The sequence below is a fragment of the Streptomyces sp. NPDC059002 genome (assembly GCF_042740435.1).
Lineage (GTDB): Bacteria > Actinomycetota > Actinomycetes > Streptomycetales > Streptomycetaceae > Streptomyces.
This window is the reverse complement of sequence record NZ_JBHYJI010000004.1, coordinates 204817-226239: the sequence shown is the minus strand read 5'-3', so window position 1 is coordinate 226239 and position 21423 is coordinate 204817. Positions and strand designations below refer to the sequence as shown.

General features: G+C 72.5%; 22 protein-coding genes. 7 read left to right on the top strand and 15 right to left on the bottom strand.

Annotated elements, in window-relative coordinates; translation table 11 throughout:
- Positions 1–296: 296 nt before the first annotated feature.
- Together ACFWZ2_RS06410 and ACFWZ2_RS06405 are read right to left on the bottom strand one after the other, a co-directional pair.
- Positions 297–608 (bottom strand): hypothetical protein, encoded by a 312-nt coding sequence (locus tag ACFWZ2_RS06410; RefSeq protein ID WP_384542663.1) that lies wholly within the window; start codon positions 606–608, stop codon positions 297–299.
- A gap of 176 nt (positions 609–784) precedes the next feature.
- Positions 785–1144, bottom strand: a complete 360-nt coding sequence (locus tag ACFWZ2_RS06405) for a hypothetical protein (RefSeq protein ID WP_384542660.1) — start codon at positions 1142–1144, stop codon at positions 785–787.
- A gap of 75 nt (positions 1145–1219) precedes the next feature.
- On the opposite strand from ACFWZ2_RS06405, the gene ACFWZ2_RS06400 reads away from it, so the two are divergent.
- On the top strand, positions 1220–2134 hold the full coding sequence (locus tag ACFWZ2_RS06400; RefSeq protein ID WP_384542657.1) for a hypothetical protein: 915 nt from the start codon (positions 1220–1222) through the stop codon (positions 2132–2134).
- A 16-nt stretch (positions 2135–2150) separates the two neighbouring features.
- The gene (locus ACFWZ2_RS06395) at positions 2151–2372 is read left to right on the top strand and encodes a DUF2277 domain-containing protein (protein WP_384542654.1); all 222 of its coding nucleotides are present in this window, start codon (positions 2151–2153) and stop codon (positions 2370–2372) included.
- Between the two features lie 13 nt (positions 2373–2385).
- On the opposite strand, the gene ACFWZ2_RS06390 is transcribed toward ACFWZ2_RS06395, so the two are convergent.
- Positions 2386–2991, bottom strand: a complete 606-nt coding sequence (locus ACFWZ2_RS06390) for a DedA family protein (protein WP_384542651.1) — start codon at positions 2989–2991, stop codon at positions 2386–2388.
- A gap of 237 nt (positions 2992–3228) precedes the next feature.
- Between ACFWZ2_RS06390 and ACFWZ2_RS06385 the strand changes: the two genes are divergently transcribed.
- Positions 3229–3813, top strand: a complete 585-nt coding sequence (locus ACFWZ2_RS06385) for a superoxide dismutase family protein (RefSeq protein ID WP_384542649.1) — start codon at positions 3229–3231, stop codon at positions 3811–3813.
- 74 nt (positions 3814–3887) lie between these two features.
- Here ACFWZ2_RS06385 and ACFWZ2_RS06380 read toward each other — a convergent pair whose 3' ends face one another.
- The 4 genes from ACFWZ2_RS06380 to ACFWZ2_RS06365 form a co-directional block, all read right to left on the bottom strand.
- Complete coding sequence (locus ACFWZ2_RS06380; RefSeq protein WP_384542646.1) at positions 3888–4340, bottom strand: DoxX family protein; 453 nt, start codon at positions 4338–4340, stop codon at positions 3888–3890.
- A 49-nt stretch (positions 4341–4389) separates the two neighbouring features.
- Entirely contained in the window at positions 4390–6393 is a 2004-nt protein-coding gene (locus tag ACFWZ2_RS06375; RefSeq protein ID WP_384542644.1) for an FAD/NAD(P)-binding protein, read from the bottom strand.
- Between the two features lie 339 nt (positions 6394–6732).
- Positions 6733–8379 carry an alkaline phosphatase D family protein gene (locus ACFWZ2_RS06370; protein WP_384542785.1) on the bottom strand — a complete coding sequence of 549 codons (1647 nt, stop codon included), beginning with the start codon at positions 8377–8379 and terminating at the stop codon, positions 6733–6735.
- A gap of 97 nt (positions 8380–8476) precedes the next feature.
- Positions 8477–9124, bottom strand: coding sequence for an HNH endonuclease family protein (locus tag ACFWZ2_RS06365; protein ID WP_384542641.1), 648 nt, complete (start codon positions 9122–9124; stop codon positions 8477–8479).
- 1216 nt (positions 9125–10340) lie between these two features.
- Between ACFWZ2_RS06365 and ACFWZ2_RS06360 the strand changes: the two genes are divergently transcribed.
- Positions 10341–11009 (top strand): HAD family hydrolase, encoded by a 669-nt coding sequence (locus ACFWZ2_RS06360; RefSeq protein WP_384542638.1) that lies wholly within the window; start codon positions 10341–10343, stop codon positions 11007–11009.
- Between the two features lie 72 nt (positions 11010–11081).
- Here ACFWZ2_RS06360 and ACFWZ2_RS06355 read toward each other — a convergent pair whose 3' ends face one another.
- The gene (locus ACFWZ2_RS06355) at positions 11082–12017 is read right to left on the bottom strand and encodes a peptidoglycan-binding protein (protein ID WP_384542635.1); all 936 of its coding nucleotides are present in this window, start codon (positions 12015–12017) and stop codon (positions 11082–11084) included.
- A gap of 140 nt (positions 12018–12157) precedes the next feature.
- Here ACFWZ2_RS06355 and ACFWZ2_RS06350 point away from each other — a divergent pair, with 140 nt between their 5' ends.
- Positions 12158–14215, top strand: a complete 2058-nt coding sequence (locus ACFWZ2_RS06350) for a DHA2 family efflux MFS transporter permease subunit (protein WP_384542632.1) — start codon at positions 12158–12160, stop codon at positions 14213–14215.
- On the opposite strand, the gene ACFWZ2_RS06345 is transcribed toward ACFWZ2_RS06350, so the two are convergent.
- The 5 genes from ACFWZ2_RS06345 to ACFWZ2_RS06325 all read right to left on the bottom strand — a co-directional run bounded on the left by ACFWZ2_RS06345 (position 14198) and on the right by ACFWZ2_RS06325 (position 16797).
- Complete coding sequence (locus tag ACFWZ2_RS06345) at positions 14198–14731, bottom strand: GNAT family N-acetyltransferase (RefSeq protein ID WP_384542629.1); 534 nt, start codon at positions 14729–14731, stop codon at positions 14198–14200. The two genes, ACFWZ2_RS06350 and ACFWZ2_RS06345, sit on opposite strands and share 18 nt — an antisense overlap.
- A gap of 113 nt (positions 14732–14844) precedes the next feature.
- A complete protein-coding gene (locus tag ACFWZ2_RS06340; protein ID WP_384542627.1) occupies positions 14845–15183 on the bottom strand; it encodes an antibiotic biosynthesis monooxygenase family protein in 339 nt (112 codons plus the stop codon).
- Positions 15184–15226: 43 nt separating this feature from the next.
- Entirely contained in the window at positions 15227–15547 is a 321-nt protein-coding gene (locus ACFWZ2_RS06335; RefSeq protein WP_384542624.1) for a hypothetical protein, read from the bottom strand.
- Positions 15540–16235, bottom strand: coding sequence for a hypothetical protein (locus ACFWZ2_RS06330; protein ID WP_384542622.1), 696 nt, complete (start codon positions 16233–16235; stop codon positions 15540–15542). Before ACFWZ2_RS06330 ends, ACFWZ2_RS06335 begins: the two co-directional genes overlap by 8 nt.
- A gap of 157 nt (positions 16236–16392) precedes the next feature.
- The gene (locus ACFWZ2_RS06325) at positions 16393–16797 is read right to left on the bottom strand and encodes a DUF1992 domain-containing protein (RefSeq protein WP_384542619.1); all 405 of its coding nucleotides are present in this window, start codon (positions 16795–16797) and stop codon (positions 16393–16395) included.
- Positions 16798–16905: 108 nt separating this feature from the next.
- On the opposite strand from ACFWZ2_RS06325, the gene ACFWZ2_RS06320 reads away from it, so the two are divergent.
- Positions 16906–17298, top strand: coding sequence for a hypothetical protein (locus tag ACFWZ2_RS06320; RefSeq protein WP_384542616.1), 393 nt, complete (start codon positions 16906–16908; stop codon positions 17296–17298).
- Positions 17299–17347: 49 nt separating this feature from the next.
- On the opposite strand, the gene ACFWZ2_RS06315 is transcribed toward ACFWZ2_RS06320, so the two are convergent.
- Positions 17348–18016 carry an O-methyltransferase gene (locus ACFWZ2_RS06315; RefSeq protein WP_384542614.1) on the bottom strand — a complete coding sequence of 223 codons (669 nt, stop codon included), beginning with the start codon at positions 18014–18016 and terminating at the stop codon, positions 17348–17350.
- 150 nt (positions 18017–18166) lie between these two features.
- Between ACFWZ2_RS06315 and ACFWZ2_RS06310 the strand changes: the two genes are divergently transcribed.
- A complete protein-coding gene (locus tag ACFWZ2_RS06310) occupies positions 18167–19300 on the top strand; it encodes a serpin family protein (RefSeq protein WP_384542612.1) in 1134 nt (377 codons plus the stop codon).
- Positions 19301–19721: 421 nt separating this feature from the next.
- Here the strand turns inward: ACFWZ2_RS06310 and proP are convergent, their stop codons facing one another.
- Positions 19722–21152 (bottom strand): glycine betaine/L-proline transporter ProP, encoded by a 1431-nt coding sequence (gene proP / locus ACFWZ2_RS06305; protein WP_384542609.1) that lies wholly within the window; start codon positions 21150–21152, stop codon positions 19722–19724.
- Positions 21153–21423: the final 271 nt, after the last annotated feature.

The window sequence follows — 21423 nt, the reverse complement described above, 5'->3', positions numbered from 1 at the left end:
CCCGGGTGAGGTCATGCCCAGGCGGGCATCGCGCTGGGCATGACCTCAATCCCCGCCGAATTCGCGGGTAAGCCTGGTGTCACCCAGATCAGTGAGTAGTCGTATCGGGTGCCGGTGCCGTGACAGAAAGCCGTGACAGAAAGGTGTGACAGGGGGGTGCCGCCCGGCACGGGACGGGCGGCACGCGGTGGGTGGCTTCTGGTGACTACGTGTTGGTACGTGCTGGTACGCGCTGAACGCGTACCGAGTACGGGGTGGGTGCGCGGCGGGACCGGCGCCGCGCACCGTGGCCTTCGTCAGCGCCCGGAACCCGGATGGGTCCTGCGGTACCTGCGGTCCCAGCGCTCCTGGCGTTCTTTGCGGATGCGGTAGTCGCGGTACGTCTTGGGGTAGCCTCCGCCACCCCCGCCTCCGCCACTACCGCCCCCGCCTCCCATGCCACCGGCACTGCTTCCGCCGCCGGCGCCGGAGCTGCTCTTGCTGCTCCCGCCGCCCTCGTAGAAGCGCACCAGGTAGAAGACGAGCGCCGCTGCGGCCAGCCACAGCAGCGGTTGGTTGAACCCCAGGCCGATGAGGGCCAGGATCGCGATGACAATGAGTACGTTCATGGCTGCACCTCCGCGGCTCGCAGGAGCGGCCCCTGATGTACGGGGCTGGATGCGTCGGGCCGACGGCATGGCGGATGGGCGACCCAGTGGGCGGGTCCCGACAAACACTCCCCGTAAACACTTGGGCAAGGACCCGCTTTGTAGGAGAAGGAGTCAACGCCCGCCGTCTCCTGCTGTCAATGGCTTGCGGGCTGTGAGCCGTCCGGGCTCTCGTGGGCGTGCTTGAGGCGTGCCCTCGCCTGCACCACGTCGGGCCCGGAGACCTGTTCCCAGAAGCGGTGGCAGCTCACGAAGACCGCCAACTCCCGCTCCCGCGCGCGCAGTTTCTCGACCTCGGCCTGTTCGTCCGGGGTCCAGCCGGGGGAGGCGGGGCGCTCCACCTTGCGCCAGCCGCCGGTGTCGCTGAAGCCGTCGAGTGGCTCGACGGACCAGGGGAGCCGTTTGAGCAGGGCCAGGAGTTCGGAGCGGACCTGGTGCAGTTCCTCCTGGCCGGCGAGGAGGTCGCTCGGGAAGTCATGGGAAGGGGTTGGAGGCACGCGGTAATGCTACTCCTGTTCGAATTTCATGTGCGAGTGATGCGGACGGTGAGTCCCGCGGATTCCGGTTCAGGGGTGCTTCACTGGGCCACCGGGCGGGTCGGCGGGGCGGAGGGACAGGACGTGGCGGACGAGGGCGAGCCGGTGACGGCGCCCGTGCTGTGGATCGGCGGGCCGCCGGGAGCGGGCAAGACGACGGTCGCCCGGGTGCTCGCCCGGCGGCACGGGCTGCGCCTGTACCAGGCCGACGTCCACACCTGGGAGCACCGCGACCGGGCGCTCGCCGCGGGCCATGCGGCGGCCGCGCGCTGGGAGCGGCTGCCGCCCGGGCGGCGCTGGTCGCTGCCGCCGCACGAGATGCTCGCGATGTCCCTGCACCACGAGCGCGGCGCCATGATCGCCGACGATCTGCGCGCCCTGCCCGCGGCACCGCTGACCGTCGCCGAGGGCACCCCGGTCACGCCCGCGGTCGCGGGGGCGGGCGACCGCGCGGTCTGGCTGCTGCCGACGCCGGACGTGCAGCGGGCCCGCCTCGCGGAACGCGGGATCGCCCCGGGCGTGACGGCGCTCTACACCCTGCTGCTCGAGGAGATCGGGGCCCAGGTGGCGGAGTCCGGCGCCCGCGTCCTGCCGGTCGACGGGACGCGGAGCGTGCCGGACACCGTCGCGGAACTGGAGAAACTCTTCGCCGACGCGCTGGCCGCGGGGCCCGTGGCCCGGAGCGCGGCCGAGCGGGCCCGGCTGCTGCGGCACGCCAACCGCGCGGTCGTCCGTCAGTACGCGGCGTACTTCGCCCGCCCCTGGACGAGCGGCGATCCCGCCACCACGGTCCGCCCCTTCGCGTGCGAGTGCGGGCGCGCGGACTGCGCGTCGCAAGTGCCGCTCGCGCTCGCGGACTTCCCGGATCCGCCCGGGTCCCGTACCCCCGGATCCGACGAACCCGCGTCCCCGCCCGTCCTCGCCCCGGGACACCCGTCACCCGCCGGGTGAGTGGCAAGCTGGAGGCATGTGCCGAAGCATCAAGACGCTGCGTCCGCCCGCCATCCCCGAAGACGCCACCGAGGAGGAGATCCGGGCCGCCGCGCTGCAGTACGTGCGGAAGGTGTCCGGGTTCCGGGCGCCCGCCGCGCACAACCGCGAGGTGTTCGAGCGGGCGGTCGACGCCGTCGCCGAGGCGACCGCCGAGCTGCTCGGCGGGCTCGAAGTGCGCGGGGCGCGGGCCTCGTAGCGGCAGCCGCGCGTCAGTGCGCGGCCGGGCGGCGGACCAGGAAGGCCGCGCCCGCGCCCGCAGCGAAGAGCGCGAGCAGCGAGACGCCGGTGGCCAGCCAGGTCGCGCCGAGCCACTGGCCGCCGAAGTAGCCGAGGGCGACGCTGTAGCCGGCCCAGGCGAGGCCGGCCAGGGCGGACCAGGGCAGGAATTCGCGCACCTTGCGGTGGGCCGCGCCCGCGCCGAGGGAGACGATCGAGCGGCCCGCGGGCGCGAAGCGCGCGATGACGACGAGCACGCCGCCGCCCCGCGCGAGCGCCGTGCCGAGCCTCTCCTGCGCGGTGGTCAGCCGGCGGGAGCGGGCGATGGCGCGGTCGAGCCGTTCGCCGCCGCGCCAGGCGAGGCGGAAGGCGACCATGTCGCCGAGGACCGAGGCGGTGGCGGCGCAGAGCGTCAGGAGCAGGATGTCGGGGACGCCGTGCGGGACGCCCGCGGTGCCCGCTGCGGCGGCCGCGGTGGCCGACATGATGACGAGCACGCCGCTCGGCAGGACCGGCACGAAGACGTCGAACAGGACGGACACCGCCACGACCGCGTAGATCCATGGGCTACCGGTCAACGCCCCCACACTCTCCAGCACCACAACTCCCCGTGACTCCCCGATCGGCAGCGCGTTGCCGCTGTGTCGCGGGGAGCGGCGTGGGCGGCCTGATGACAGCTGTACAGCGTACGCCGCGCACCCGGTCGTAGATCCGCTGGGGGCTCGGATGTTCGTCACGTCACGTTCACCCGGCTGCCGCTTCCGACGCGGCGTACGTTCCCCGATTCCCGTACGAACGAGGCAGGACCCAAGGGACCCAAGGGACAGGAGCGGGCGATGGTGGCAGGGATGGTGGCCGGTGCCGTGGCGGCGGCGGTGCTCGCCGCGGGCGGCGGCGTGAGCGGTGGCACGGCTTCCGGGGGCGTGGCCTCCGGTGGTGCCGCGGACCACTACTGGGTGCGGGCGGAGGCACGCTTCGCGCCGCCCACGGCGCTCATCCCCTCGCCCGCGGTGACGTACGAGCAGGGGCTCGTCCCCGCGGCGTCCTGGATCCGGGTCGAGCAGCACAGCGACGAGCGCGGCACGACCGTCACCGCCCGGGTGAAGGGCCTCAAGCCCGGCCACGCGTACGGCGTGCACGTCCACCAGAAGCCGTGCGGCGCGAACCCGGAGGCGGCGGGCGGCCACTACCAGCACCGCGAGGACCCGGTGCAGCCGTCGAAGGACCCGGCCTACCTCAACCCCGGGAACGAGGTGTGGCTGGACTTCACGGCGGGGCCGGACGGCGCGGGCTCGGCGAGCGCGCACCACCGCTGGGGATTCAGGCCCGGCGGTGCGGGATCCGTCGTCCTGCACCGCGAGCAGGGCGGCGCGGGCGACCGGGTGGCGTGCTTCACGGTGCCGTTCGGGTCGCTGCCCTAGGCAGCGCGTCCCGTGCGTACGACGGCGCCCCCTTCCTCGTCCGTACGAGGAAGGGGGCGCCGTCATGCGTGGGGTCAGGCCGCGACCGGTGTGCGCTCCGAGGCCTTGTCCGCGTCGCGCTCGCCGCGGGCGGCGATGAGCCGGTCGATGCCGAACGCGCCGGACCCGGTGAAGACGAGCAGGAGCATCGCCCAGCAGAAGATCGCCGAGGCCTCGCCGCCGTTCTGCAGGGGCCACAGGGCCTCTGGCTGGTGGACCTTGAAGTAGGCGTAGGCCATCGAGCCCGACGAGATGAACGCCGCCGCGCGGGTGCCGAGGCCGAGGGCGACCAGGGTGCCGCCGACGAGCTGGATGACGGCCGCGTACCAGCCGGGCCAGGTGCCCGCGTCCAGCGTGCCGCCGTTGCCGTCGGCGCCGCCGAGGACGCCGAAGAGCGACGAGGCGCCGTGGCAGGCGAAGAGCAGGCCGATGACTATGCGGAACAGCCCGAGGGCGTAGGGCTGGGCGTTGTCGAGACGTCCAGTCATGGTGGGGGACTCCTTCGGTTTGGGGACGGAACCGAGCGGAGGGCCTAGATTAGGCGAACCTAATTAGTGCTTGCAAGTTCAACATTTGGTCAGTCGGGGGTTCCGCTTCCGTCGCCCCGCGGGTGTCCGGCGGCGGCGCGGCGTGCCCCGTCGCGGTGCGCAGCGCGGCCCGCGCCACCGCGTCGGCGTCCGACAGCGTCACCGAATCCACGCCGGGTCTGGCGCCCGCCGCGGTCACCCAGTGCACGCCTTCCGTGGGCACGCCGAACGCGAACCGGCGTGCGTGCGCGCGGCCCTGACGGTCGATCAGGTGGTACGGGCGCGGCGTGACGTCGAGCCCTCCGGTTTCGTGTCCGCCCACCACGTGGGGGCGGCACCGGCCGTCGGCGAGCAGCCGTCCCAGCAGCTCGTCGGCGGTCCTGCGCAGGTCAGGCTCGGGCAGCCGGGCCTCGATCAGTGTGGTGACCCGCACATCGGAACCCGGTACGTCGGGGGAGTGCGCGCGGAACGCGCCGCCCTCGGGGCGTACGTCGAGGCGCGGGCCGAGCACGTCGAGGACGCCCGCCTCGATCAGTGCCGTCATCTCCTCGATGCGGCGGCGCGGCGGGCCGATGGAGAGGAAGGCGTTCAGCGGCGTGTACCAGCGGTCGAGGTGGTCGCGGCGCGACGCGCCGGACAGGCCGCCGTGGTCGACGACCAGCCGGAGCTCGTTGCGCAGATCGCGCAGGACGTCGAGCGCGGCCTTCAGCGGGCCCGCGACATTGCCGAGCGCGGCCTGCGCGGCGTCCTCGCGCAGCAGGGCGAGCAGCCAGGTGCGGTGTGCGTCGGGGGAGGTGAAGCCCTGGTCGGGGTGCGGGCGGGAGAGCCGGTCCCAGGACCAGCGCTCGGCTTCCGTGATCCCGAACTCCCCCAGAATCGACGCCTCTTGAGTGCTCTGGTGGCCCGTGGCGAGAAACCGCTCCCGGAAGTCCTCGACGATCTCGTGCGGCGTCTCCCGTCCCGCGAGCAGCGTCGCGTAATGGACCGTCTCCACCTCCTTGGCGACCAGCGGCCATATCTCGTCGAGGAAGTCGGGGGCGTCGCCGCTGTCCGCGCGCTTGCGGAAGCGGGCTATCGCCTCGGGGGTGAGGACGGCGGGCCTGTGCCGTCCGTAGGGGCCCTTCGCGTTGTCGCCGCGCGCCTGATAGGGGACGCCGCGTCGCGATCCCGCGTACAGGCGCGGTTCGCGGCCCGACGGCTCGTAGCGCAGGGTCCCTTCGGGCGTACGGAGGTGGCGTCCGCCTCGGCCCACGGTCAACAAGGCCATGTGGTCGAAGAAGTTGAGGCCCAGGCCGCGCAGGAGGGTGGGCTCGCCGGGGGCGATGGTGGACAGGTCCAGGTCGGCGGGGTTGGCGGGCGGGAAGTGTCTTAGGGCGTGTTTTGCTGCGTGGGCTGCGAGTTGGGGGTGGGGCTGGTTCTGGTTTGGGTTCTGGGGCTGGGTGGTGCGGGTTGGTAGGTGTCCCTGTGCCAGGACTACCGCCGAAAGGCCCTGTAGTTCGCGGCCGTTGTCCAGTACGAGGGTCTGCAGGCCGTCGGGCGTCTCGTCGAGTCGGACGGCGCGTGCCGCGTGCACCTGGACGTGCACCGTGTCCGGTGCGTGGCGCACCGTCTCGGCGAAGACCCACTCCAGGTAGCGGCCGTAGCAGGCGCGGGTCGGGTAGTCGTCGGGGCCTGGCCCGGGGGCCCCTTCTTCTTCGGCGGCCCACTCGTACAGGCTCGGGCCCGGGCGTATCGGGCCCGAGCAGTCGACGCTCTCGTCCGTGAAGAGGGTCACCTGTGAGGCGACCGTGTTCATCAGGAGCTCGTCCGGCTGCGTCGTGCGCCAGACGCGTCCTGGGCCCGGGGGTGCGGGGTCGATGACGTGGACGGTCAGTCGTGTTCCGGGGGGCAGGAGTTCGGGGGTCGACGCGCAGATGCGTTCCAGCACGCTGGTGCCGCGGGGGCCTGCGCCTACCAGGGCGAGGGTGGGGGTGGGGGCGGGCGCGGGTGCGGGCGCAGGCGCGGGTGCGGACAAAAGCGGGACTCCCGGGGCATAAGGGGTGCTGGAAGCGGATGGTCCGCATCATCATGCCGTTGGGGGGCCTGATGCCGAAGTGTTGGTGGAGGATCCATATCTGGGTGTGGGGTGTGTCACGGTGCGGGTGGTGTGGGGTTCGCCCCGTATGTCGTGGGGCGGGGCCGCGGCGGTATGTCCGTCCTCGCTATCCCGGTGCACCGCCTCGGTCATCTCCCTCGGCACGTGGCCTCACGTGCTCCGGGCGGACATACCGCCGCGTCCCCTCCGGTCTCGATCGCGGCTGCGGGCCGGTGGGCCGTGCCGGTTCCGCTGCGGGCCGGTGGGTGCACTGCCGCGCTAGGAAAGTTTTGTTTCCTCTGTTCTCTTCAGGTGTACGTCGCCTCCGCGTGACGTCTGCGCCTGGTCCAGGTGGAGGTGGGAGGAGCGGCCTTGCAGGGTCAGTGTCATGAGTTGGTTGCCGAACCAAGGGCCGCCGGTTCTGCGCCAGTCGATGCCTGCCTGGGCGACACCGCCGTGTCGTGCGAAGCGGCGGCCGAGGGCGCGGCCCACGCGGCTCCAGCCGAAGCGGAAGCCGAGTTTTATCGAGGTGGGAATGGAGTTGTGGACGGGGGAGCAGGTCAGTTGGAGGACGCGGGCGTCAGGGGCGGCGTCGGCGGGCCAGGTCGGTTCGGCGATGTAGGCGTGGTGGACGTCGCCGGAGAGTACGCAGACCGTCGCGGGGGCGTCCTCGCCCGAACCCGCCTCCGCGATCAGGGCGGTGAGTGCTTCGAAGGAGGTGGGGAAGGCCGCCCAGTGCTCCAGGTCCGAGCGTCTGCGCAGGTTTTCGCCGAAGCGGGCCCAGCGGGCGCCGCGTTCGCCGCGGCACAGCGCGGCGTTCCAGCCCTCGGCGTCGTGGATGAGGTGGGGGAGCAGCCAGGGCAGGGACGTGCCGATGAGGAGGTGGTCGCAGTCGCCCGCGAGGGCCTGTTCGCGCAGCCAGCGGGCCTCGTCGGCGTCGAGCATGGCGCGTTTGCCCTCGTCGAGCACGCGGGCGGCGCGGGTGTCGACCATCAGCAGGCGCACCCGGCCGAAGTCGCGGCGGTAGCTCCAGCGGGCCGTGGTGGCGTCCGCGTCGGCCGCGGCGGCGAAGGCGCGCAGTGCGTCCGTGCCGTCGGGTGTCGTGCGCACGGCCGCGTAGACGTCGTCGCTCTCCAGTTCCTCTGGCCGTAGATTGCCGAGGTGCTGGTGCACCCAGTACGACATGAGGCCGCTCAGGACGCGCTCGCGCCACCAGGGGGTGGCGCGCATCTCGGCGAGCCAGGCCGCGCTGGTGTTCCAGTCGTCGATGACGTCGTGGTCGTCGAAGATCATGCAGCTGGGTACGGTGGAGAGCAGCCAGCGGACCTCGGGGTCGAGCCAGGACTCGTAGTAGAGGTGGGTGTACTCCTCGTAGTCCGCGACCTGCACGCCCGGGGGGTCGGAGAGGTCGCGGCGGGCGGCGAGCCAGCGCTGGGTGGCCTTGGAGGTCTGGTCCGCGTAGACCTGGTCGCCGAGCAGGAGCAGGACGTCCGGGCGCTCGGCGGTCGGGTCCGCCGCGATGCGGGCGGCGAGGGTGTCCAGGGCGTCGGGGCCGACGGGGTCGTGTTCTTCCGGTGGGGGAGCGGCCCACCGGCAGGATCCGAACGTGACGCGCAGTTCGTCGGCGCCGCTGTCGGCGGGCGTACGGATGGTGCTCGCCGGATAAGGCGATTCGGGCAGCGGCCAGACGGCGGCGCCCGCGCTCTCGCCGAGCCACACCTCGTACGCCGTCTCCGTGCCCGGGGTCAGTCCTGTCACGGGGACGAGCGCGTAGTGGTGGCCGGCGACCTGGAAGGTGCGCGCCGAGCCGCCCGCGCCGTCCGCGCACCGCACCTCGGCGGTGCAGGGCCGGTCGGCCTCGACCCAGACGGTCGCCGTGGAACCGTCGACGTACCTCAGCAGTGGACCAAGGCGCAGCCGTGCCACAGTGATCACCCTCCTCCGTCGCCCCGTACGGTACGAAACGACGGGAGAGGGCGGGCCGGTTCCGCGATTTGTCTCTGTTTGCCTTCGTCGGTGGAGGTCAGCAGCCGTTGAGGATCGAGGACAGGGCGCTCTTCTCCTCGGAGTTCACCGTCAGGTTGTAGTGGTGCTTCACGTCCACCCACATGCGGGCGTAGTAGCAGTGGTACGACGCGGTGGGCGGCAGCCACTCGGCCGGGTCCTGGTCGCCCTTGGCCTGGTTGACGTTGTCGGTGACGGCGATCAGCTGGGGCCGGGTCAGGTCGTTGGCGAAGCCCTGGCGCTGCGCGGTGGTCCAGTTGTTCGCGCCGGACTTCCAGGCCTCGGAGAGCGGTACGACGTGGTCGATGTCGAGGTCGGACGCCGCGGTCCAGGTGGCGCCGTCGTACGCGGACTTCCACGTTCCGGAGACGGCGGCACAGCTGGAGTCCTGCTCGACGTTCGTGCCGTCGCGCTTGAGGACGACCTCGCGGGTGTTGCAGGCGCCGGACTGGGTGATCCAGTGCGGGAACTTGTCGCGGCTGTAACCGTCGGACGAGCCCTCGGCCTTGACGGTGAGTTCGCCGAGGTAGGTGCGTGCGGTGGCGGCGCTGACCGGGGCCGGGGGAGCGGCCTGGGCGGGGGAGCCGGTGACGAGAGTGGCCGCGGAGGCGAGGACGACGGCTGCGGAGGCGTAACGGGCGTATCGACGCGCGTAGACAGCGGACATGCGAACTCCCTGGGTGTGGGGGGAAGTTGGCCGGTGGGGCGGCCATGCTTGCGGTGCGGGGTTACCTGCAGATGTGCATCCGGTGACAGGGTCGCGTCAATCAGGTGCGGAGTTCAAGGGTTCTGGCGGGGTGTCATGGCCGCTGTGGGGGTGGGGAGTTGTGATCGGGTGGCTCAGGGGGTGGTGGGTGGCGAGTGGCGGGCGACGGGTGGCGGGTGGCGGGTGGTGAGGCTTGGGTGCCGCGTGTGCCCCGGTGTGTGCGTCTCTGCGTGTGCGTCCGCGTGCGTATGGGTGCGCTCGCGCGCTGCGGAGGTGTGGGTGAGCTGAGGGGTCGTACGTGAAGCGGTGAAGTGCGCTCGCTCGGGGGGGCGTCCCGCGGGGGCTCGCTCTCCGTCGGCCTCGTCGCACCGGCCCGCGGTGCCGCTGACTGTCGTCGGGGTGTGCCGACCGTCCCCTCTGTGTCGACCGTCCCCTCGGTGCCGACCTGCCCGCGGTGCCGCTGGCTGTCGTCGGGGTGTGCCGATCGCTCCTCTGTGTCGACTGGCCCTCGGCGTCGACCGTCCCCTCGGTGCCGACCTGCCTGCGGTGCCGCTGACCGTCGTCGGGGCGCGCCGACCGCTCCTCTGTGTCGACTGGCCCTCGGCGCCGACCGTCCCCTCGGTGCCGACCCGCCCGCGGTGCCGCTGACCGTCGTCGGGGTGCGCCGACCGTCCCCTCTGCGCCGATCGCCCCCTACGTCGACCTGCCCGCGGTGCCGCTAACTGCCGTCGGGGTGCGCCGACCGCCCCTCCGCGCCGATCGTCCCTCCGCGCCGACCGCCCCTCTGTGCCGATCGTCCCTCTGTGCCGATCGTCCCTCTGTGCCGACCGCCCCTCTAGGCCGACCGTCCCCCCCCTCGCCGCCGACCCGCCCGCGGTTTCGCCCCCACGCCCGCCAACCGGCCCTCACCGCCGCCCCCCAACTCCGACCCGCTCCCCCCAGGCCCCCACCCCCCTGTCCAGATCAGCCCCATTCCTGCCCCTTCGGCGTCCTGACCTGCGCCGCTGGCTTTTGTGGGCCCCGTTTTGTACCGTGCAGGAACAAAGTGGCTCCGCCCGTATTCCCTGACCGGCGGGCGGGGCTGCCTTGATCTTTGGATCTCTGCTCCGCGCTTCCGGAGCCACCGGCTGCGGAACGCGCGGACCAGCACACGCCCTCTGCGCTCTGGAGCACGCCGATGACGGCCACGACCGCCGCCCCCGCCCTGACCGCCCGGGCCGTCCTCCTCGACATGGACGGCACCCTCGTCAACTCGGACGCCGTCGTCGAGCGGTGCTGGCGGCGCTGGGCCGAGAAGCACGGGCTCGACTTCGACGAGGTCATCAAGGTCGTCCACGGGCGGCAGGGTTATGCCTCCATGGCGGTGCTGCTGCCGGAGCGGCCCATGGCGGAGAACCACGCCGAGAACCGCGAGATGCTCGTCGCGGAGACCTCCGACATGGAGGGCGTCGTGCCGGTGCCGGGGGCGCCCGCGTTCATGGCGTCGCTCGCCGGGCTTCCGCACGCGCTCGTGACCTCCGCCGACGTGCCGCTGTCCAACGGCCGGATGGCCGCGGCCGGTCTTCCGCTGCCGGACGTGCGGGTGACCGCGGAGAGCGTGGGCGCGAGCAAGCCGGACCCCGAGGGGTTCCTCAAGGGCGCGGCCGAGCTCGGGTTCGACCCGGCGGACTGCGTGGTCTTCGAGGACTCCGAGGCGGGCATCCAGGCGGGGCTCGCCGCGGGCATGCGCGTCGTGGGCATCGGCGCCAGGGCGGCCGCGTTCGGGCCGACGGTGCACGTCGACGACCTGACGCGGGTGCGGGTCGAGGCCACGGCGGACGGCTCGCTCCGGCTGACCTTCGGCTGAGGCAAGGAAGAAAGGGAGCAAGGGAGCAAGGGGGCAAGGGGGAGAGATCCAAGAGGGGGCGGGGGTGCCCCCCTACGGATGCGTCGTCTCCGACTCCAGGCTGCGCCGCGTCGCGCGACCGTACTCGCCCGTCCGGTCGCCTCTGATGCCGCGCGCCCACTGGTAGCGCGTCACTGCGGCGGTGACCTCGGGGCTGTACGTGCCGTTCTGCTCGCCCACGTACAAGTACAGCTGCGAAAGCCTGCCCTGCAGCTCCGTCACCCGCGGGCCCTTGTCGCCCTCGCGCAGGGTGGCGGAGTCATTTCTGCGGGGCGGGGGCGTCGCGGTGTCCACGGAGCCGGTGGCCCGTGCCGTGGACGGTGGTGCGGAGGGCGGACGGGTCGAGCGGCTCGGTGAGGGGGGCGGTCGCGTCGCGCTCGGGGTGTGGGCCGGGGCGGGCGAGGGGGGCGTGGACGGCTTGGCCGCGGGTGCCGGGGCCGAGCTGGTGGTGGGTGTGCGGGGAGCCGTCGTCGGTGCGTCGGGCAGTGCGAGGTCCCGGGTCGGTCTGTCCGCGGCGGAGGAGAAGAGTCCGGTGGCGAAGACGGCGGCAGCGGCCACGGCGGCCACCGCGCCCGCCCCGGCGAGCAGGACGTAGCGGCGTTTGCGCTTCCCCTCCTCGTACCGCACCTCTTCTTGGGGCCGGGTTTCTTCGTCGTACGAGGAGGAGGGTGCGGGAAGCCCGGAGGTGCCGGGGGTTTCCGGGGGGCCTGCCGCGGGCGGAGTGGGCTGGTCCGGGCCCGCAGTCGCGAAGAGGCGCAGGTCCGCGGGGGCCGGTGGGCCCTCGGGTTCCGGCAGCGAGACGTAGGGGCGGATCCGCAGCGGATTGAAGTCCTCCGCCGCCGCGGCCTCCGCGGACCGCGTTCTGCGCGCCTCGTCGGCCGCACGCCGGGTGCAGCCGCACTCCGGAGCGCTCCCCGGCGCGCGCGTCGCCCCGCACTCGGGACACCGCTGTCCGTCCTGTTCACCCATGGCCGTCCCCCTCCCCTCCCGCGCGATTATGCAGACCCCTGCTTCAACAGGCCATAACCGGTGACTCGGACCAGGATGGAGAGGGAGGCCCTCCAGGGCTGTCCAGGGGCTGCCCTCAGGAGGCGCCCTCAGGAGGTGTCATGACGCAGGACGTGAGCGCCCGCGCCGCCGGGCCGGAGCCCGTGCCGGGACCGCCGGCGGAGCACGCGCACGGCGGCGTGCTGGTGTCCATCGGCGCGCTGCTCCTCGGGATGCTGCTCGCGGCCCTCGACCAGACCATCGTGTCGACCGCGCTGCCGACCATCGTCAGCGAGCTCGGCGGCATGGAGCATCTGTCCTGGGTCGTCACCGCGTACATGCTGGCCTCGACGGCCGCGACCCCGCTGTGGGGCAAGCTCGGCGACCAGTACGGCCGCAAGAAGCTCTTCCAGACCGCGATCGTGATCTTCCTGGTCGGCTCGGCGCTGTGCGGCATGGCGCAGAACATGCCGCAGCTCATCGGGTTCCGCGCGCTGCAGGGCCTGGGCGGCGGCGGGCTCATGGTGCTTTCCATGGCGATCGTCGGCGACCTCGTGTCGCCGCGCGAACGCGGCAAGTACCAGGGCCTGTTCGGCGCGGTCTTCGGTGCGACCAGCGTCCTCGGGCCGCTGCTCGGCGGGCTCTTCACCGAACACCTCAGCTGGCGCTGGGTCTTCTACATCAACCTGCCGATCGGCGTGATCGCCCTCCTCGTCATCGCCACCACGCTGCACATCCCGGTGCGCGACACGAAGCACACCATCGACTATCTGGGCACGTTCCTGATCGCGTCCGTCGCCACCTGTCTGGTCCTCGTCGCCTCGCTCGGCGGCACCACCTGGGGCTGGGGATCGCCGCAGATCATCGGGCTCGCGGTGCTCGGCGTGCTCCTCGCCCTGGCCTTCGTCGCGGTGGAGAAGAAGGCCGCGGAGCCGGTGCTTCCGCTGAAGCTGTTCCGGATCCGCACCTTCACGCTCTCCGCCGTCATCAGCTTCATCGTGGGCTTCGCGATGTTCGGGGCGATGACCTATCTGCCGACGTTCCTCCAGGTCGTGCAGGGGGTCACGCCGACCATGTCGGGCGTGCACATGCTGCCCATGGTGGCGGGCATGCTCCTGTCGACCACCGCGTCAGGGCAGATCGTCAGCCGCACGGGCCGCTGGAAGGTCTTCCCCGTCGCGGGCACCGCCGTCACCACGCTCGGCCTGCTCCTGCTCCACCAGCTGAACGAGAACAGCCCCACCGTCGAGATGAGCGCCTACTTCTTCGTCTTCGGTCTGGGTCTCGGCCTGGTCATGCAGGTGCTCGTGCTCATCGTGCAGAACGCGGTCAGCTACGAGGACCTGGGCGTCGCCACGTCCGGCGCGACGTTCTTCCGCTCCATCGGCGCCTCCTTCGGCGTCGCGATCTTCGGCACGATCTTCACCAACCGGCTCGGCGACAAGCTCACCGACGCGCTCGCCGGACAGCAGCTGCCGCCGGGCCTGAGCGTCGGCGCCCTGGAGGCCGACCCGCGCGGCATCGCGAAACTCCCCGCCGACCTGCGCCCCAGCGCCCTGCACGCGTACGCCTCGTCGATCACGGACGTCTTCCTGTACGCGGCGCCGGTCGCCCTCGTCGCCTTCGTCCTCGCCTGGTTCCTGAAGGAGGACAAGCTGCGCGGCTCGGTCACGGCGCCCGATCCGACGCAGACGCTGGCCAGCAACCCCGTGGAGCGTTCTTCGTACGACGAGGTGGCGCGGGCCCTCTCGGTGCTCGGGACGCGCGAGGGGCGCCGCGAGATCTACGAGAAGATCACGGCGCGGGCGGGCTACGACCTGCTGCCCGCGGCCAGTTGGCTGCTCCTGCGCATCTCCCGGCACGGCTCCGTCGAACCCGCCGTGCTCGCCGAGCGCACCACGGTGCCGCTGACCGTCATCACGGCGGCCGCCCGCCAGGTCGAGGAGCGCCGTCTCGCCGAACGGCAGGGCCTTGAGATGGTCCTGACCGACCGGGGCCGCGAGGTCGCGGGCAAGCTGGCCAAGGCCCGCGAGGAGTCCCTGTCCGAACTGCTCGGCGACTGGTGGGGGCCCGAGCAGCCGACCGACCTGGCCCAGCTGGTCGAGGAACTCAGCGCCGAACTGTGCGGTTCGGAGTCGGAGCGGCCGCAGGACGGGTCGGCGTCAGTCGGTGCCGGGTGACGTCAGCTTCTTGGCGTACCAGTGCTCGGCGTACATCCGCTCCGTGAACGGCTCGGTCTCCTCGTACCCGAGCCGCTCGTACAGGGTGCGGGCCTCCACCAGGTCGGTGCGGGTGTCGAGGATGATGCGCTCGGCGCCGAGCGCGCGGGCCGCGTCCTCCGCGGCGGCGACGAGGACGGGAGCGCCGCCCTTGCCGCGCAGCTCCTCCCGTACGAAGACGCGCTTGAGCTCGGCCGTCGTCGCATCGAGCAGCCGCACACCCGCCGTCCCCGCGGGCTCGCCCCCGTACCGCGCGACCAGCAGCTCACCGCCCGGCGCCGCGAGATCGCGCCCGCTCTCCGCGGCGATCTCGCGCTCCAGCTCGTCGGGGTCCGTGGGGTGCCCCTCGTGGAGCAGATACCAGCGGTCGCTGACCTCCGTGTAGTACGAGCGCCACAGCGCGGCGGCGACGGGCGAGTCGTACGGCTCGGGGGCGACGGTCCAGGTGGCGGTGGTGTCGGTGCGGGTGTGGGTCATGGCGTCATTCTGGGACGCGAAGGGCGGCGCCCCGCAAGCGAATTCGCTCACGGGGCGCGGGCGCGGGCGCGGCGAGGGGCCGCGTGGCGCCGTGCGGTGTCGTGTCGTGCGGGTCAGCCCTTGGGCGCGGCCTGCTGGACGACCTCGAAGGACCAGAGGGTGGAGCCGGAGGCGGCGGGCTTGGGCCGCTCGCCGCCCTCACCCGCACCCGGGCCGCCGCCCTGCTGGTGCGCGGCCTTCATGGGGCCCTCCATCCACGCCTGGAAGGAGGCCTCGTCGCGCCAGCGGGTGTAGACGAGGTACTGCTCGGTGCCCTCGATGGGGCGCAGGAGTTCGAACCACTCGAAGCCGTCGGAGTTCTCCACGGAGCCCGCGCGGGAGGAGAAGCGCTTCTCCAGGATGTCGCGCTGTTCCGCGGGGACGGTGAGGGCGTTGATCTTCACGATGCTCATACGGCCATCCTGCCGCACGGAGGTGTCGGGGCGGTGTGAGGCGTCAGATGTGGAGCAGGCGCTCGGTCGTCTCGCGGTAGTCGCAGAGGGCGAGGCGGAGTTGTTCCGTGTCAGCGGGGGCGTCTGCGGCGGGGGTGTCCGGGGATGGGGTGTCCGGGGGCGGGGTGGGCTGCCAGGTCGTGTGGAGGGTGCGGTGGCGGTCCGTGAGGGTGGCCGTGAGGCGGGCGATCGTGTCCTCCAGGACACGGTCGGCATCCTCCACCGCCGAGCGGGGGCCGTCCACGAAGCCGCCCACGGCGTTCTGGAGGCGCAGGAGCAGCTTGTCGCGTTCGTCGGGCGGGAAGAGGGCGGTGGTGTCAGCCATGCTGGACTCCCCTTCGGAAGAGGCCTGTTGAGCGCTTGCCGGGCGGGTTCTTGTGCTGGCCGGGGTGGTGCGGGGCGGAGCGGTCGGCCGGGTCCGACAGGAGGTCGTCGAAGAGGGCCCGTGCCTCGATCATGGCGGCGCGCATCTTCTCGGTGTCCGCCGGGCTCGTCCTGGCTGTCTCGTCCGCCTCGTTCGTGATGGTGCCGTCCGGCTCGGTGTCCTTCGCGGTGAGCGACGCGCGGTGCACGCCGCGGTAGCCGTGCACATGGTCGGCGTGGTGCACGGAGAGGGCGTCCAGCTGGTCCTCGTAGTGGCCGCTGTCGGGGTAGCCGCGGGCGCCGGCCAGTTCGGCGATGAGCCGGTCCGCCTCGGCCACCGCCTCGCGCGGGGACTCGACGAAGCGTTCCTGGGCGACGGACCAGCGGGCCGTGTACCGCTCGCGTGCCGCGGGGTCGAGCGGCAGCGTCCGCAGGGAGCCGTGCCGCTTCACGCGTTCGGCGAGGTCGCGTTCGGCGGCCCTGGTGTCGCCGTCGTGCCGGGCGACCGCGCGGTCGTACTCGGGTCCGAAGCGCCGCTTCAGACGGCGGCCGCCGCCCGTGCGAGGCAGCCCGCGGGCCAGTGCGAGGCCCGCGGTCGCGACGAGGACCACGACGGCCGCGATCAGCACGATGATCATGACTGTGGACATGGGATGGGTGCCTTCCCGGGGTGTGGCCCGGGGATCGGGCCTGGGGAGCGGGCCTGGGAACGGCCCGTGCACCGGGACCGGCCGGTGCACGGGCCCGGTGCCTGTCCCCGGGACGGGTTGCCAGGAAGCGCCCCGTCAAACGGCGCGTCGCGTCATCTCACGTCCCGTGGCGGTCTCGCCAGGTGCGGGCCACTTCGTCGAGGTCGAAGGGGGCGAGGCCGAGCGGCGGGCCCGGCGGCGGTCTGCGCAGGGCCTCGCGGATCTTGTCGTTGAGCTCCGTCACGAGCTGTCGCGCCACGCGTTCGGAGGGGGCGTCGGCGGCCGCGGCGAGCACGTCCTCGGCCTCCTTGCGCAGGGCGAGCGTCGGGGAGAGGACGGAGACGCCTTCGCGGGCCAACTTCTGCTTGATCCACCACAGTTCGTCGTACGGCGCGGTCTGGTCGCCCGGCAGCGGCTTGCCCCTGCCCGGCAGCTCGGCGAAGTCGCCGCGCTGTTCGGCCTCCCTGATCTGCTTGTCGATCCAGGACTCGAAATTCACTCCAGGTGGCTTGCGCTCAGTCATGGGTCCATTGTCCCAAGGAGGGTGTGCGGGCGCGGGTGGGCCGACCTAAGATGCGGCGGCGCGCGTCAACCGCGCTGGAACCGTCGTGAGTCGAGGGGGAGTACGTACGTGCTGGAGCTGACCATGGCCTCGGTGTCCGGGGTGGAGTCGGGTGCGACCGCGGGCATGCACATGGCCGACGCGTCGAGCGAGCCGGGCGCGGTGCTGCGCGTGGGGCGCGACCGGGGCAGGTGCGGGCTCGTGCCGCCCGAGGACTGGCTGTTCGTGTCCCGCGCGCACCTGGAGTTCCGCTGCGGGCCCGACGGGTCCTGGTCGGTCACCTGGCTGCGCGGCTCGAACCCCGACCCCGCGTCCGAGGTGCGGGTGGTGTCGCAGGGCGCCGCGCGGCCCCTCGCGTACGGGGCGACGGAGCCGCTTCCCCGAGGCGGCTCCGGCGAGGTCGTCATCCAGGACAGGGCGGGGCCGCGCAGCGTGAACGTGGGCTTTTACCACGAGAGTTGAGCCGGGGTGGTCCGGAGGGCCTGGTCCGGGGTGTGTCGGGTGCGTCGGGTCAGTCGAGTACGCGTGCCAGTGCGAAGCCGTCGTACCCCTTAGTGCCCACCGTCTGCAGCGCCGTGGCGCTCAGCTTGGGGTGCTCCGCCATGATGTCGAGCGCGGCGCGGGTGCCCTGGACGCTCGGGTCGGTGCTGTCGGGGTCGGTGACGGCGCCGCTCCGTACGACGTTGTCGAGGACGATCAGGCTGCCCGGCCGGGTGAGCTTGAGCGACCACTCCACGTAGCGCGGGTTGTTGGCCTTGTCGGCGTCGATGAAGACGAGGTCGAAGGGCTCGGGGCCCTCCGCGGCGAGTGCGGCGAGCGAGTCGACGGCGGGGCCCACGCGGACCTCCGTGATCTTGTCGAGCCCGGCGCGTGCGAGGTTGCCCCGGGCCACTTCGGCGTGCTCGGGCTTGAATTCGAGGGTGATGAGGTGGCCGTCGGCGGGCAGCGCGCGGGCCAGCCAGATCGTGCTGTAGCCGCCGAGCGTGCCGATCTCCAGGATGCGGCGGGCGCCCTGGATCTGGGCGAGCAGCTGAAGCAGCTTGCCCTGGTTCGGGGCGACGTTGATCTGCGGGAGGCCGGCCGCGTCGCTGTCCCGCAGGGCGGCGGTGAGGGTCTCGTCGGCCGGGGCGAGGAGGTCGGTGAAGTAGGCGTCGACGGAGTTCCACTGCTGCTGAGTCATGTGGTTCGTACGTTCCCTTCGACTGTCTAGTTAGGTTCGCTAAGGAGCCTAGCCCTGGCGCGGTGGATTGTCAGTGGTGGCTCGCATACTGGGGGTTGACGATCGCCTGCGCGGCGATGGCGGGCACGGCGGGTGACTACGGGGGACGGCATGACGTACGAAGTGGGGCAGGCGCTGCCCGCGGCGGCGATCCGCGGGCTTGCCGAGCGGTGGCTTCCCGAGATGGCGGCGACGGCCCAAGAGGGCGGCGGCACCGGTGACTTCGTGTGCTCGCCCGCGGGTCTGTGGCTCGCCCTGACCGCCGTCGCGGCGGGCGCGCGCGGGGAAACCGCCGACGAGCTGCGGGAGTTGCTCGGCGCCGCCGGGCCCGACGCGGCGCGTGCCGTCACGGACGGGGCGCGGGCCCTCGCGGGCACGGACGCGTTGGGCGTCGCCACGCGCGTGTGGAGCAGGGTTCCGGTCCACCGGGAGTACCGAGAGGCGCTGCCCGACGTCGGCTTCGGGCCGATGGAACCGGACGCCGTCGACGCGTGGGTGCGGGAGGCCACGGACGGGATGATCGAGCGCCTCCCGGTGGTCGTCACCCCGGACACGCTGCTCCTCCTGGTCAACGCGCTGGCGTTGAAGGCGCGTTGGGAGGACCCCTTCGAGGGGGCGGGCACGCGGGACGCCGCCTTCACAGACGCGGCGGGCGATGTCCATCAGGTGCCCACGATGCGGCGGGCCGTCGCGCCGGGGGACGCGTGGGTGGTGGACCGGGACGCGGGGGACGGCGGCCGTGCGCGCGTCGTCGAGATGCGGTGCGCCGCGCGCGGCGGGCGGGCGCCGGTGCGGGTCCGCTTCGTCCTGGGGGAGCCCGGTGCGGGGCCCGGCGCGGTGCTGCCGCTCGGGTGGGCGGCGCAGGAGCGGTGGTCCGGCATCGACGCCGAGCAGATCGTCATGGCGCTGCCCCGGCTGTCGCTGCGGACGCGGACCGATGCGACGGAGCAGTTGGCCGCGCTGGGGGTGCGGTGGGCCATGACCGACGCCGCGGACTTCTCCGGGATGTCGCCGGAGCGGCTTGCGATATCGCAGGTTGTGCAGGAGGCGGTCGTGAAGGTGGCGGAGGAGGGGGTCGAGGCGGCGGCGGTCACGGCGGTGCCGATGGCGCCGGGTGGGGCGTATCGCCCGCGGCGGGTCGAGCGGGTCGCCTTTGAGCGGCCGTTCGGGGTTGTGGTGCTCGATGGGGGTGGGGAGGTGCCGCTGTTCTTGGGGTGGCAGACGGGGGTTCCCTGCGGGGCTTGAACCGCGGGGGGTGGGCCCGTGCCCCTGGGGCTCCGCCCCAGACCCCGCGCGTGAGCCCCCTGGAGGTGGGCCCGTGCCCCTGGGGCTCCGCCCCAGACCCCGCGCGTGAGCCCTCTGGAGGTGGGCCCGTGCCCCTGGGGCTCCGCCCCAGACCCCGCGCGTGAGCCCTCTGGAGGTGGGCCCGCGCCCCTGGGGCTCCGCCCCAGACCCCGCTCCTCAAACGCCGGAGGGGCTGGAACTTGGCCCCGCTCCTCACGCGTCGAAGGGGCTAAGCGCTCCGTGGGAAGTGGAGTGCGTCGTCCTCGGGTCTGTGGGGGCTGGTCGCGCAGTTCCCCGCGCCCCTTACGGGGCGGCCGCGCAGTTCCCCGCGCCCCTTGCGGGGCTGGTCGCGTAGTTCCCTGTGCCCCTTGCGGGGCGCCGCTCAGTGGCTGTGGGGCTCGCGCAGAGCCATCGCCTCCGCCTCTGTCTCCACCGCCGGAGGCGACCCCGGCAGGGGCTTGCGGGCTGATTCGGTCAGGTACCAGACGGCGATTCCGCCGATCACGGCTGCGGCCATCATGTAGTACGCGGGCATCATCTTGTCGCCGGTCGCGCCGATCAGGGCCGTGACGACCAGGGGGGTCGTGCCGCCGAAGACCGAGACGGAGATGTTGAAGCCGATGGAGAGGGAGCCGTAGCGGACCTTGGTCGGGAAGAGGGCGGGGAGGGCCGAGGGCATCGAGGCGGTGAAGCAGACCAGGAGCAGGCCGAGCGCGCCGAGGCCGAGGCCGATCGCCCAGAGGGAGCCCTCGCGGATGAGGAGGAGGGCGGGGACGGAGAGGAGGAAGAATCCGGCGCAGCCCGCGGCGATCACGGGGCGGCGGCCGACGCGGTCGGTGAGCGCGCCCATGAACGGCTGGGCGCACATCATCAGCGCCATGACCACCAGGATGACCAGGAGCCCGTGCGTCTCGTCGTACTCCAGCTCGCTGGTCAGATAGCTGGGCATGTACGACAGCAGCATGTAGTCGGTGACGTTGAAGACCAGGACCAGGCCCATGCAGAGGAGGAGGGCCTTCCACTGGCCCGCGATCATGTCGCGCAGCCGCACCTTCGGGCGGGACTGCTCGTCCTTGTGGGCCTTCTCCAGTTCGGCGGCGAATGCCGGGGTCTCTTCGAGCTTCATGCGCAGGTAGAGACCGATCAGGCCCATCGGGCCCGCGATCAGGAAGGGGATGCGCCAGCCCCAGGAGACGAGGTCGTCGGAGGAGAGGACCGCCGTCATCAGGGTGACCAGGCCCGCGCCGCCGATGTAGCCGGCGAGCGTGCCGAACTCCAGCCAGCTGCCGAGGAAGCCGCGCTTCTTGTCGGGGGCGTACTCGGCGATGAACGTGGAGGCGCCCGCGTACTCGCCGCCCGTGGAGAAGCCCTGCACCAGGCGGGCCGCGAGGAGCAGGATCGGTGCCCAGACGCCGATCGTCGCGTAGGACGGGATCAGGCCGATGGCGAGGGTGCCCGCCGCCATCATGATCATGGTGAGGGCGAGGACCTTCTGGCGGCCGACGCGGTCGCCGAGCGGGCCGAAGACCATGCCGCCGAGCGGGCGGATCAGGAAGGCCGCGGCGAAGGCGCCGAAGGTGGAGAGCAGCTGGGCCGTGGGGTTGCCCGAGGGGAAGAAGACCTTGCCGAGCGTCACGGCGATATAGCTGTAGACGCCGAAGTCGAACCACTCCATCGCGTTGCCGAGGGCCGCGGCCTTCACCGCGCGCTTGACCATCGCGGGGTCGGTGACGGTGACGTCGGGGGCCTGATCGGTCCGGACCCGCGCGGCGGTTCCGGTCTCGCTGGGGGCGACGGATGTGGCGCTCGCCAAGGGTTCGCTCGCCTGCTCTCGGTCGACGACAAGGACAAGGCCGCCCACGCAGATCCGGGCGGCCCGAAAGCGACCATAGGTGCATCAGCCATCATTACGGTCGGTACATGGTCGCACGCGCACCGCGTGAAAATGGCTTCTGTCCAGGTCAAACGATGTTTCTACGGGTAGTGGGGGTACGCCCTGCTTGTGATCTTTGTCGCTGCCGGGGCCGGGAACCGCGGCCGGGGGTCCGGGGCGTCACCGCAGGAATGGGGTCCAGTGGGGCACA